This window comes from Streptomyces sp. NPDC042638 (assembly GCF_040647235.1).
In the GTDB taxonomy this organism is placed as follows: Bacteria; Actinomycetota; Actinomycetes; order Streptomycetales; family Streptomycetaceae; genus Streptomyces; species Streptomyces rameus.
In genome coordinates, this window is record NZ_JBEZBT010000041.1 from 66,220 (window position 1) to 77,905 (window position 11,686).

12 protein-coding genes are annotated in these 11,686 nt (G+C 71.9%); 11 read left to right on the top strand and 1 reads right to left on the bottom strand.

Going from position 1 to position 11,686, the window contains the following annotated elements; all coding sequences use genetic code 11:
• Nucleotides 1–95: 95 nt before the first annotated feature.
• The 8 genes from AB0B40_RS27575 to AB0B40_RS27610 all read left to right on the top strand — a co-directional run bounded on the left by AB0B40_RS27575 (nt 96) and on the right by AB0B40_RS27610 (nt 7,745).
• Nucleotides 96–1,292, top strand: a complete 1,197-nt coding sequence (locus AB0B40_RS27575; RefSeq protein WP_345053923.1) for a DUF1343 domain-containing protein — start codon at nt 96–98, stop codon at nt 1,290–1,292.
• A gap of 58 nt (nt 1,293–1,350) precedes the next feature.
• Nucleotides 1,351–2,331: a GNAT family N-acetyltransferase gene (locus AB0B40_RS27580; protein ID WP_345053921.1), complete on the top strand. Its 981-nt coding sequence runs from the start codon at nt 1,351–1,353 to the stop codon at nt 2,329–2,331.
• Nucleotides 2,328–3,692 carry an ABC transporter substrate-binding protein gene (locus AB0B40_RS27585; protein WP_362266119.1) on the top strand — a complete coding sequence of 455 codons (1,365 nt, stop codon included), beginning with the start codon at nt 2,328–2,330 and terminating at the stop codon, nt 3,690–3,692. Before AB0B40_RS27580 ends, AB0B40_RS27585 begins: the two co-directional genes overlap by 4 nt.
• Complete coding sequence (locus AB0B40_RS27590; protein ID WP_362266121.1) at nt 3,686–4,648, top strand: sugar ABC transporter permease; 963 nt, start codon at nt 3,686–3,688, stop codon at nt 4,646–4,648. Before AB0B40_RS27585 ends, AB0B40_RS27590 begins: the two co-directional genes overlap by 7 nt.
• A complete protein-coding gene (locus AB0B40_RS27595) occupies nt 4,645–5,514 on the top strand; it encodes a carbohydrate ABC transporter permease (RefSeq protein ID WP_345053914.1) in 870 nt (289 codons plus the stop codon). Before AB0B40_RS27590 ends, AB0B40_RS27595 begins: the two co-directional genes overlap by 4 nt.
• 179 nt (nt 5,515–5,693) lie before the next feature.
• Nucleotides 5,694–6,494, top strand: a complete 801-nt coding sequence (locus AB0B40_RS27600; protein ID WP_345053912.1) for a LytTR family DNA-binding domain-containing protein — start codon at nt 5,694–5,696, stop codon at nt 6,492–6,494.
• A 160-nt stretch (nt 6,495–6,654) separates the two neighbouring features.
• The gene (locus tag AB0B40_RS27605; protein WP_345053909.1) at nt 6,655–7,212 is read left to right on the top strand and encodes an SRPBCC domain-containing protein; all 558 of its coding nucleotides are present in this window, start codon (nt 6,655–6,657) and stop codon (nt 7,210–7,212) included.
• Nucleotides 7,213–7,340: 128 nt separating this feature from the next.
• Nucleotides 7,341–7,745, top strand: coding sequence for a hypothetical protein (locus AB0B40_RS27610; RefSeq protein WP_362266123.1), 405 nt, complete (start codon nt 7,341–7,343; stop codon nt 7,743–7,745).
• A 90-nt stretch (nt 7,746–7,835) separates the two neighbouring features.
• Here the strand turns inward: AB0B40_RS27610 and AB0B40_RS27615 are convergent, their stop codons facing one another.
• Entirely contained in the window at nt 7,836–8,135 is a 300-nt protein-coding gene (locus tag AB0B40_RS27615) for an acetyl-CoA synthetase (protein WP_345053905.1), read from the bottom strand.
• A gap of 489 nt (nt 8,136–8,624) precedes the next feature.
• Here AB0B40_RS27615 and AB0B40_RS27620 point away from each other — a divergent pair, with 489 nt between their 5' ends.
• The 3 genes from AB0B40_RS27620 to AB0B40_RS27630 all read left to right on the top strand — a co-directional run bounded on the left by AB0B40_RS27620 (nt 8,625) and on the right by AB0B40_RS27630 (nt 11,592).
• Nucleotides 8,625–10,043, top strand: coding sequence for a DEAD/DEAH box helicase (locus tag AB0B40_RS27620; RefSeq protein WP_362266125.1), 1,419 nt, complete (start codon nt 8,625–8,627; stop codon nt 10,041–10,043).
• A 105-nt stretch (nt 10,044–10,148) separates the two neighbouring features.
• Nucleotides 10,149–10,391 carry a DUF5302 domain-containing protein gene (locus tag AB0B40_RS27625; protein ID WP_362266127.1) on the top strand — a complete coding sequence of 81 codons (243 nt, stop codon included), beginning with the start codon at nt 10,149–10,151 and terminating at the stop codon, nt 10,389–10,391.
• 367 nt (nt 10,392–10,758) lie between these two features.
• The gene (locus tag AB0B40_RS27630) at nt 10,759–11,592 is read left to right on the top strand and encodes a hypothetical protein (RefSeq protein WP_345053897.1); all 834 of its coding nucleotides are present in this window, start codon (nt 10,759–10,761) and stop codon (nt 11,590–11,592) included.
• Nucleotides 11,593–11,686: the final 94 nt, after the last annotated feature.

Consider the following 11,686-nt stretch of genomic DNA (forward strand, 5'->3'; position numbering starts at 1 on the left):
GGCGCGAACTGGCGGCGAATCATTGCAAAATTCCCGGACATACGCATAAATGTCGTCCACCGCTTCGAGATGTCACCGGCAGACGGGGCCACAGGATGAGCACGGACGAGCGCGTCGCGGTGACGCCGGGGATCGCGCGACTGCACGCGTCGCCCGGACGCGCCGGGCCGGGCCGGCTCGGACTGGTGACCAACCACACCGGCGTCCTGCCCGACCTGCGCCCGGCCGCCCCCGCGCTGCTGGAGTCCGGCGTGCGCCTGGTCGCCCTGTTCGGTCCCGAGCACGGGCTGCGCGGGACCGGCCAGGCAGGCGAGAGCGAGGCCGCCCGCAGGGATCCCGCCACCGGCCTGCCGGTCCACGACACCTACCGGCACACCGGCGAACGCCTCGACGAACTGCTGCGCCTCAGCGGCGTCGACGCCCTGGTGTACGACCTCCAGGACATCGGAGCCCGGTTCTACACCTACGTGTGGACCATGTTCGACCTGATGGTCTCGGCGGCCCGCACGGGCGTACGGTTCGTCGTCGCCGACCGGCCCAATCCGCTCGGCGGGCTCGTCAGCGAGGGCCCGCTCCTGGAGGAGGCGTGGGCCAGCTTCGTCGGGCGCGCCGCCGTACCCGTCCGGCACGGCCTCACCTGCGGCGAACTCGCCCGCCACCTCAACACCTCGGCCGTACCCCGACTCGCGGGCCGCGCCGCCGACCTGACGGTGATCGAGGCCGCCGGCTGGCGGCGCACCCTGGACGCGCAGGCCACCGCCCTGCCCTGGATCGCCCCCTCGCCCAACATCCCGACGCCCGCCACGGCCGCCGTCTACCCCGGCACCTGCCTGTTCGAGGGCACGAACCTCTCGGAGGGCCGTGGCACCACACAGCCCTTCGAGATCGTCGGCGCTCCCTACCTCGACGCCCGTTTCGCGCCCGCGCTCGCCGAACTCGCCCTGCCCGGAGTGCACTTCCGTGACCTGTGGTTCGTGCCCACCTTCCACAAACACGCCGGACGACCGCTGCGCGGGGTGCAGCTCCACGTCACCGACCGTGCGGCGTTCGCGCCCGTACGCACCGCCGTCGCCATGCTCGGCGTGCTGCGGCGGCTGTACCCGGACGACTTCGCCTGGCGCAGCGCCGGCGGCGGCGCCGAGGGCACCGGGCACCGTCACTTCGTCGACCTGCTGTGGGGGTCCGACCGGCTGCGGCGCGCCGTCGACGCGGGCGACGACCCGCTGCCGCTGTGCGCTCCACCGGCGCCGCCCGGCCGGTGGGCGGGCGACGACCTGCTGCTCTACCCCTGAGACCACCCGCCCCGGCCGCTGCCGTCCGCGCCGCCCGTAGGGAAGGACACCCCCGCCGATGACCGATCGCACGACCACGACCCGGGCCGGGACGCGGGGCTTCCGCGCGGGCGACGGACCGCGGCTGGTGGAGGCGTGGCGCCGCGGTGCACCGGCCGACCCCATCACCCCGGACCGCTTCCGCTCCCTGGTGCTGCTCGACCCCAACTTCGACCCGCAGGGGCTCCGGGTCGCCGTCGACGGCGACCGGGTCGTCGGCGCCGCCTACGCCGTGCGCCGTCTGCGGCCGATGACCGGCACCGACCTGGAGCCGGAGCAGGGCTGGATCCCGTTCTTCTTCGTCGACCCGGCCGCCCGCGGGCGCGGCATCGGCCGCCGGCTGCTGACCGACGCCCTCGACTGGCTCCACCGCCACGGCCGCACCCGGGTGGACTTCTCCTCGTACACCCCCAACTACGTCTTCCCCGGCCTGGACGCCGAGGCGTACCCGGAGGCGGCCGGGCTCCTGGAGTCCCTGGGCTTCCGCACCCTGTACGAGGCGGCGGCGATGGACCGCGGCCTGGTCGGCTACCGCGTCCCGGAGGACGTCACCCGCCGCCTGGACGGACTGACGGCGCGGGGCTACCGGTTCTCCACCCCCGCCGACGACGACCTGGTGGACCTCCTCGCGCTCGCCGGGAACCACTTCGGCCCGGACTGGGCCTGCACGATCCGGGACAGTCTGGCCGCGGGCACCCCGCTCGACCGGATCGTCACCGCCCGCGACCCGTCGGGGCGCATGGTCGGCTGGGCGATGCACGGCGCCTTCGAGTCCGTGGACGAGCGGTTCGGCCCGATCGGGGTGCTGGAGGAGACCCGCGGCACCGGACTCGGGGAAGTCCTCCTCCACCTGGTCCTGGAACGCATGCGGGCGCGCCGCGCGCACTCCGCGTGGTTCCTGTGGACCGGCGAGCAGTCCCCGGCGGGCCACCTGTACCGCAAGGCCGGGTTCACCACGACCCGGCGGTTCCGGGTGATGCGCCGGCAGGCCGCCGGATGACGCCGGCCCGCTCCGGCGGCCGGCGGCCGGCCGCGGCCACCCGCGGCCTGAGCCGCCGTCACTTCGCCCTCACCCTCCCCTCGGCGCTGCTCGCCTCCGGATGCGCCGCACCGCACCGGGGCACCGGGCGGCCCGGGGACCCGATCGTCCTCACCCTGCTCTCGCACTACGCGAGCGGGGAGCTGAAGGCGGCCCTGCAGGGCCCGGTCGACGAGTGGAACGCCACCCACGACCGGGTCAAGGTGCGCACGGAGGCCGTCGAGTTCACGGACCTGCTGACCACGTTCACGGTCCGGCAGGCCGCCGGGCGGAGCGCGGACATCCTCCACCCGTACTGCCTGTGGAACGGCCAGCTCGTCCGCGCCGGCGTCCTGCGGGCCGCCCCGCCCGAGGACGCCGAGGAGATCAGACGCGGCTATGGCGAGGCCGCGGTCGGCGCCGCCTCGGTGGGCGGCAAGGTCTACGGCTACCCGACCGAGGTGCAGACCTACGCCCTCTACTACAACAAGCGGCTGCTGCGCGCGGCCGGCGTCGACGGCCCGCCGCGCACCTGGCGCGAACTGGAGGAGGCGGCCCGCCGAACCGCCAGGCGCGACCGGTACGGCAACACACTGGTCCAGGGGTTCGGGCTGTCGACCTACGACGACTCCACCACGGTCGGCCAGACGCTCGCCCTGCTCAGCGCCGCCGGCGGGCGGTTCGTCACCGCGGACGGCCGCAGCACCGCCATCGACTCGCCGGCCGGACGCGCCGTGTTCGACCTGGAGCACCGCCTCGTCGCCGGGGGCGCGAGCGCCCCCGGCGTCAATGTCTACAAGGCGTTCCCGTCCGGACAGGTGGCCATGGTGATCAGCGCCGGCTGGTGGACCGCGAGCCTGAAGTCCCTGATGGGCGGGGACTACCGCGATGTGGGCGTCGCGCCCGTGCCGGTCGTGGAGGCGGGCGACGCGCACGCCACGCTCTGCACCGGCTTCATGATGGGGGTCAACACGGCCAGCGCCCACCCGCGCGAGGCATGGGAGTTCCTGCGCTGGCTCAACACCGGCAAGACCGGTGTGCGGGGAGCCGGGAAGGGCGCGACAGCCACCCGGATGAGCTCCCTGCAGGTGTCGGTGGGCTCCCTCACCGGCCGCGCCGGCGACATGCGGACGCTTCTCGGCGCGGGCGGCGACCCGAACCTGCGCCCCTTCCTGGACGCGCTGGCGTACGCGGTGCCGGAGCCGAACGTGCCGGGCGCACAGCAGGCCAAGTCGTTGCTGCGCGAGAACATCGAGGCGTTGTGGACCGGCCGGCAGTCGGTCGACGAGGCCCTGCGCACCACCCGACGCCAGGTGGACCAGGAGGTGGCGCGCTCATGGTGAACACCCTGGCACCGGAGACGACCGGGCCGGCCGCGCACAGCTCCCGGACCGCCGCCGCGGCCGTCGACGGCCGCGGCCGGGCCCGGCGCCGCCAGACCCTCGTCGCCTATCTCTTCCTGGCGCCGACGCTGCTCTTCTTCGCCGTCTTCCTGATCCTGCCGCTCGGTTTCGCGCTGCTGCTGTCGATGTCCCGCTGGACCGGGTTCGACCTCGGCGACATCGACCCGGTCGGCCTGGACAACTTCGCCGGCCTGTTCGCGGACGGGGCGACGTTCCTGACGCCGGTCCTCACCAACACGCTGCTGTTCGCCCTGGGCACCGTGGCCCTCGCGCTCGCCGGCTCCGTACTCGTCGCCACCTGCATCGACAAGCTGCGGTTCCAGGGGCTGTGGCGCACCCTGTACTTCCTGCCGATCGTCACGACCGTCGTCGCCGTCGGCAACGTGTGGAAGTACATGTACGAGCCGGGCGGCCTGGTCAACGGCGTCCTCAACGCCCTCGGGCTCCACTCGGTGGCCTTCCTCCAGGACCCGGACACCGCGCTGCCCGCGGTCGTGGTCGTCCAGGCATGGGCCTCGGTCGGCTCGGCGATCCTCATTCTCACCGCCGGGCTGAAGGCCGTACCCGAGTCCTACTACGAGGCCGCCGCGCTCGACGGCGCCGGGCCCGTCACCGTCTTCTGGAAGATCACGCTGCCGCTGCTGCGGCCGTCCCTGCTGTTCGTGTGCGTCACCCAGTTCCTCACCGGCCTGCAGTCGTTCGCGCTGATCATCGTGATGACCAGGGGAGGCCCGGGCGACGCGACCGAGGTGGCCGCGCTGGAGATGTACCGGCAGGCCTTCGCCTACGGCGACTGGGGCACCGCGAGCGCCGCCGCCTTCGTGCTGTTCCTGGTGGTTCTCGCGGTCACCCTGGCCCAGTTGTGGATCTTCCGGCGCAAGGGGGAGGACGCGTGAACCGCCGCCGCTTCCCGTGGCTGTCGTACCTGCTGGTCGTCACCGGAGCGGTGCTCACCGTGGTGCCGTTCCTCGACATGGTGATGACGTCCTTCAAGGGGCCGGGCGAGGCCGGCACGCTGCCGTACCGGTTCCTGCCCCAGGCGTTCGACCTGTCCAACTACCGGGCGGCGATCGACCAGCTCGACCTGCCCGTGCTCTTCCGCAACAGCGTGGTCGCCACCGCTCTGATCACCGGATCGGTGCTGCTCACCTCGTCACTCGCCGGCTACGCGCTCGCCAAACTCCGGTTCCCCGGCCGGGACTTCGTCTTCCGCCTCGTCCTGTCGACGATGATGTTCCCCCCGTTCCTCTTCTTCGTCCCGCACTTCCTGATCCTGGTGCACTGGCCGTTGGCCGGCGGCAACGACCTGCTCGGGCGCGGCGGCGCGGGCCTCACGGTCAGCATCGTGGCGCTCGCCATGCCGTTCCTCGTCAACGGCTTCGGGATCTTCCTGACCCGCCAGTTCATGATCTCGATCCCGGACGAGGTCCTGGAGGCCGCGCGCATCGACGGCGCCGGCGAGTTCGCCGTGTGGTGGCGGATCGTCGTGCCCCAGACCAAGCCGGTCCTGGTGACACTCGGGCTGCTGACCTTCGTCGACGCCTGGAACGAGTACATCTGGGCACTGCTCGTGTCGACCGCCGACCCGGACGTGATGACCCTGCCCGTCGGCATCCAGCTGCTGCAGGACTACGTCGACCCGGCCCGCACGATGCCCATCGTCATGGCCGGCCTCGTCCTGAGCGTCCTGCCGGTCCTGACCCTCTTCCTGCTGCTGCAGAAGTACTACATCCGCGGGGTCATGCTCAGCGGCCTCAAGTAGCGGCCTCAAGTAGCGGCCTCAAGTGTGGGGCCTCAAGTAAGGGCCTCCAGCGGGAAGGACAACCCGGTGGGCACGACCCGGTCACGGCCGGGACACACCGCCGTCCGCGATCTCGACGGCGACGACCGGCGGGGACCACGATGGGGGCACGGTCGCGGACGAGGGGAGCTGCCGGAGACATGGGGGTGACCGACGTGCCCTTGCGCGTCCTGGCCGTGGACGACGAGCAGCCCGCGCTCGACGAACTGCTGTACCTGCTGGGGGAGGACCCGCGGGTCGGTACGGCCGTGGCCGCCCTGGAGGCCACCGAGGCGCTGCGCCGGCTGAGCGGGGCCATGGCGCGGAGCCCGGACGGCACGGAGGGCTTCGACGTCGTCTTCCTCGACATCGACATGCCCGGTCTGAGCGGACTCGAACTGGCCCGTCTGCTGGGCGGGTTCGCCGCTCCGCCGCTGATCGTCTTCGTCACCGCCCACGAGGACTTCGCGGTGCGCGCCTTCGACCTCAAGGCCGTGGACTACCTGCTCAAGCCGCTCCGCACAGAGCGCTTCGCCGAGGCCGTACGACGGGTCGCCGAGCTGGTCCGGGCCGGGCAGGGGCCCCGCCCGGCCGCGTTCACACCCGCCGCTCCCGCCGTCGGCGACCAGGTGCCCGTGGAACTGGGCGGGGTGACCCGGTTCGTGCCGCTCGCCGACATCACCTACGTCGAGGCCCAGGGCGACTACGCGCGGCTGCACACCGGCCGGGGCAGCCATCTGGTGCGGATACCGCTGTCCACCCTGGAGGAGCAGTGGCGTTCGCGCGGCTTCGTGCGGATCCACCGCAGCCGTCTCGTCGCCCTCGGCCGGATCGAGGAACTCCGCGTGGACGGCGGCAACCTCACCGTCCGGATCGGCGACCGGGTCCTCGCCGTGAGCCGGCGCAACGCCCGGGAGGTGCGGGACCTGCTGGCCGGCCGCGCGGTGGGCCGGGCGCGCTGAGCCGGCCCGCCGCGCACCCGTCCGGATCGCCGTGTCGGCCGGCGGGATCGCCACTCGAGCCGGCTGCCGAGAACGGGACTGAAGTCGACGGTATATGACGGTACTTGAGGGACTTCATCCGTCCGCCCGGCGGCCGTCGCGCCCGTGTTAGGTTGAGCCCATGGACGCAGGTCACCCTTCGCGGGCGGAGGCGGTCACCGCCACGGCCACCGGCCCGGTGTCTGCCGCCCGGCACGGCTCGTTCTCCGTCGACATGGACTTCACGGTGACGCCGGCCGAGGTCTTCCGCGGCTTCGCCGACCCGTCCCTGCGGAGCCGCTGGTTCCGCCTCCCCGGTGGTTCCGCCACCGCCGAGCACGAACTGGACTTCCGGGTCGGCGGCGGCGAGACCGCCCGCAATCTCTACGTCTCGGGAGACACCGAGCAGCGCCTCGCCTACCGCTCCCGGTTCCTGGACATCGTGCCGGACACCCGGATCGTCTACGTCTACGAGGCCGAGGTCGACGGCAGCCGCCGCTGGATCTCCCTCGTCACCGTGGAGCTGTCCGGCGAGGCCACCGGCTCCCGTCTGACGTGGACCGAGCAGTACACCTGGCTCGTGCCCACGGGCGACGGCGCCGATGACGTCGCCCACCTGCGCGGCGGCACCCGCCTCCTGCTCAACGGCCTGTCCACGGTCGTGAACCCCGACCGCCACCTCGGCCTGCGCGACCGCTAGTCCGGGTATTGCAGCTGGCAGGTAGAGCCGGTTACCGCTTGCCTGATTGTCCTGTGCTGTCCGCGAGAGCACCGTGGAACGTGAAAACGCAACAAATCGGATAGTTCGGACTTCTCAGGAGAATCACTATGCGTAACGTCACATGGCCCCTCGCCGCTGTCGCGGGTCTCGCGCTGGCTCTCGGAGGTGCCGCGACCGCGGCCGTCGCCGCGCCGGCCGCGCCGGTGGACGCCGTTCATCTCGCCCATCAGACCAGTCACTCCGTCGCCTATACCGACTTCGCGCGCGACCACGGCGGCGGCGGACACGGTGGCGGTGGCCACGGTGGCGGCGGCTACGGAGGCGGCGGCTACGGAGGCGGCGATCACGGCGGCTACGGAGGCGGCGATCACGGCGGCTACGGAGGCGGCGATCGCGGCGGGTACGGCGGCTACAGCGACGAAGGCTACGGGGACTTCGGCCACGGATACTACGGTGACTACAGCTACGGTCACGGCGACGGCGACCACGGTGGGGGATACGGGGGATGGTGACTGACTCCCCGAGGATCCCCGAGGGGGCCGGCCTGAGGCCGGCCCCCTCGTCGTGGTCCGGCCGGCCGTCCGGCCCGCCGGCGGCCGGGCTCACCGCACCGGGTACGCGGCCACACTCAGGTGAAGCGTGAAGAGCGGTGCGCTCTCGGACCCCCAGGTCACGGTCACCGCGCCGATCCGCGCGGCACGCACCGCGACCCGGGTGACGCCCCTGCTGTCGGTGGCGGAGGAGGGCACCAGCGCCAGCATCGGGTTGCTGCTGCGCGGCTGGGGCCAGGGGCCCTGGGCACGCGGGTTCAGGACGACCGTCACGGTCGTACCGGATCGCACGCACAGTCCACGGACGGAGGCGTCGCCGGAGCCGTGGACGACGGTCGCTGAGCCCGCCACGCATCCCGGGGACGCGGCGGCCGTCCCGTGAGGTGACGGGGTGGGCGGCGACGGCGGTGACGTCGCCGACCTTGGCGCGGACGGCGGGCCGGGGGTTCCCGAAGAGCTCGGGCCGCTGCCCCCGCAGGCGGTCAGGAGCCAGGAGAGGGCAACCAGGGCGGCCGTGAGCCAGGGCCGGGACCCCCGACCCCGTCCGCAGTTCTCCGTCATCACGACCACTCCTTCGTGCCACTCGACGTCACTGCGACGTCCTCGGCCGCCTTCCGGGTTCCGTCGCGGACGAGGAGAATCGGGTGTTTCCACAGGTCAGCACCCTGATCCGTAGGTGATCGGTATCACGGCGCGACGTTATGCCCTGTGTTAGAGTCATGCGTTTGCGTGGTCGTCGCGGTGGGCGATTCTGCCTGTTCGGTTCCGCTTGTGCGTGGGCTGTGAGCTGTTCCGTCCTGCCGGGCCTTCCTCGGTACGTTCCCCTGCGGAAGGCTGTTCATGAAGCATCCCGACGACTCCGGCATCGCTCACGGCGGTCCCGCCCAGTCCCCTGCCGCGACCCCGGCGCCGCCCCCGGCCGTCGTCTCCTTCGCCGGTCTGGAACTGCCGGCGGAGGTGCTGCGGACACTGGACGGACTCGGGATGCGTGAACCCTTCCCGATCCAGGCCGCCACGCTGCCCGATGCCCTGAAGGGGCGTGATGTCCTGGGGCGCGGGCGCACCGGATCGGGCAAGACGCTCGCCTTCGGCCTGCCGCTCCTGACACGAACGGCCGGGCGGCGCGCCGAACCGAAGCAGCCCCTCGCCCTGATCCTCGTGCCCACCCGGGAGCTGGCCCAACAGGTCACCGAGGCGCTGGCGCCGTACGCCGAGGCACTGCGCCTGCGGATGGCCGCGGTCGTCGGCGGCATGTCGATCGGCCGGCAGATCGCCGCGCTGCGCCAGGGAGCCGAGGTGGTCGTCGCCACCCCCGGCCGCCTGCACGACCTGATCGAGCGCAACGCCTGCCGCCTGGGACGGGTGAAGATCACGGTCCTGGACGAGGCCGACCAGATGTGCGACCTGGGATTCCTGCCGCAGGTCGTCGACGTGCTCGACCAGGTGCGCCCCGACGGGCAGCGGATGCTGTTCTCGGCCACTCTGGACCGCGACGTCGATCAGCTGGTCCGCCGCTACCTCCACGACCCCGTCGTCCACTCGGTCGACCCGTCCGCGGGCACGGTCACGACCATGGAGCACCACGTGCTGGTCGTCCACGGCCCCGACCGCTACGCCGTCACCACGGAGATCGCCGCCCGCGACGGCCGCGTACTGCTGTTCCTCGACACCAAGCACGCCGTCGACCAGCTCACCCGGCACCTGAGGGCCAGCGGGGTGCACGCCGGTGCCCTGCACAGCGGCAAGTCCCAGCCGCAGCGCACACGGACCCTGGCGCAGTTCAAGAACGGCCAGATCACCGTTCTGGTGGCGACCAATGTCGCGGCCCGTGGCCTGCACGTCGACGACCTCGATCTGGTGGTCAACGTCGACCCGCCCACCGACCCCAAGGACTATGTCCACCGGGCGGGCCGCACCGCCCGCGCCGGTGAGTCGGGCAGCGTGGTCACGCTCGTGCTGGCGGGCCAGCGCCGCGAGACGAGCCGCATGATGGCCGAAGCCGGGATCGAGCCGACCGTGACCAAGGTGCGCTCGGGCGAGGCGGCGCTGAGCCGGATCACCGGCGCCAAGGCTCCCTCCGGTACCCCGCTCGACGGCGGGCCCGCCGTCCCCCGGCCCAAGAACACCAACACTCCCTTCCGCGGCCTCGGCACCAGCAAGGACACCTCCCGCGGCGCCGGCGGCAAGTCCCGGAAGGCCGGCGAGGCCCGCAAGCTCGCCGAGGCCCGCAGGGCCGCCCTCGTGCGTCGCAACGGCTGAGAGCCGGACACCCGCCGAAACGGGGCTGGATGATGTTGCCGGGGCCCCGCAGCGGGCCCGGCATGACAAGCTGTGCTCGCCCACCCCCGAACCCAGGAGGTCACCATGTCCGCAGAGCCCGTATCCACCGAAGGTTCGGAGCCGGCTGCCGCCGAGACGTCCCCTCTGGCGCCGGACAGCGACGGCAACTACGACCTCAAGCGCAAGTTCCGCGAAGCCCTGGCGCGCAAGCGCGGTGCGCAGGCGGACGCCGCCGACACCGCCGCCAACCCCGACGCGTCGAAGGTACGTGCGGCGCACGGCCCGGCCGCGAGCCAGCGGTCGTTCAGGCGCAAGAGCGGCGGCTGAGCAGGTCCCCCCGGGATCCGGTATCCGGCCGCCTCACCCGCACTCAGCGCCACTGTGGCGCATCCGGGTTGCCCGGTGCCGGGGGTCCCGTCCAGGCATCGGCCGTCCCTGCGACGGCCGATGACGCGTTCCTGTACGGGTCCCGTGCGACCGGGCGGGATCCCGGGGGAGCTGGCTCGGACGCGACGACGCCGGGGCTGAACTCGATGAGCAAGCCGATGTGACCCGAGGTACGTTGGAAGCAGCGGGCCGCGTGCGCGAAGCGGGTACCTCCCACTGCCCGAGTGACGGCGACCGGCAGCTCGGCCCGGTTGCCGTTCCGGCTTCACCACCCCTGCCCTTTCGGAACAGACGGAAAGGCAGACCCATGAGCGATGTCATCACAGCGTTGGCCGACGTTGAAGCGTTCCGTACGCAACCGGACCAGTCCGTCGCCTGGGGCCTCGACCGCAACGCCGTGATCCAGCGCTTGCAGGCGCTGCTGCAGAACCCGAATCTGCTCGACCAACGCGGACTCAACGCCTGCGCGCCTGCGGTCTTCTTCCGTACCTGGCTGGCGCGGGACCCGGTCGCCGCGGCGTCCTTCACGTGCAACATGCTCCGCGGCGGCTCGGCGTCGATCGGATCTCTGGTCGTGACACCGGACACGGATCTGACGGGGCAGGACTACAGCACCCTGCGCGCGAACACGGACGCCCAGCATCCCCACGCCATGCCGGAATGCACCGACTGGATGCTGCTGAGCGCATTGCGGGACTCGGAGAACATCTTCTTCGACTACCTCGGGCAGCCCTACACTCTGGGCGACTCTGTTGCCGGCCTGACGCTCCCCGGCACCGTGGCCGGTTGGCTCACCGCCACGAATCTGTACTCGTCCGTGTCCGACAACACCACGGTCCTCGGCCCGGCAGATCTGCCGCCCCTGTTGAGCCTGATCCCCACGAGTGACGTCGACATCGTGCTCTTCGTCAACGCGAACGCGCTCTACGACCTGGCGACCGCGCCAGGGTCGCCCGTCGTGCCGTTCCCCACGATCGCCGCGCCCGACCACTACGTGCTCATGACGGGCCCCTTCGTCGAAGCGGACGGTACGAACTGGATCGACATCGACGTGTGGACGTGGGGGAGCATCAAGACCGGGTGGCAGAACATCCCCCGCTTCCTCGACAACTCCTTCGGCTGGATGGTCGCCCGATCCTGAGAGAACGCGGTCCTCCACACCGAAACTCCATGAGGTACCACTAGGGTCTGTTGCGAAAGTGGATCTTGTTCGGTGATGATCATGTCTTGTGGGA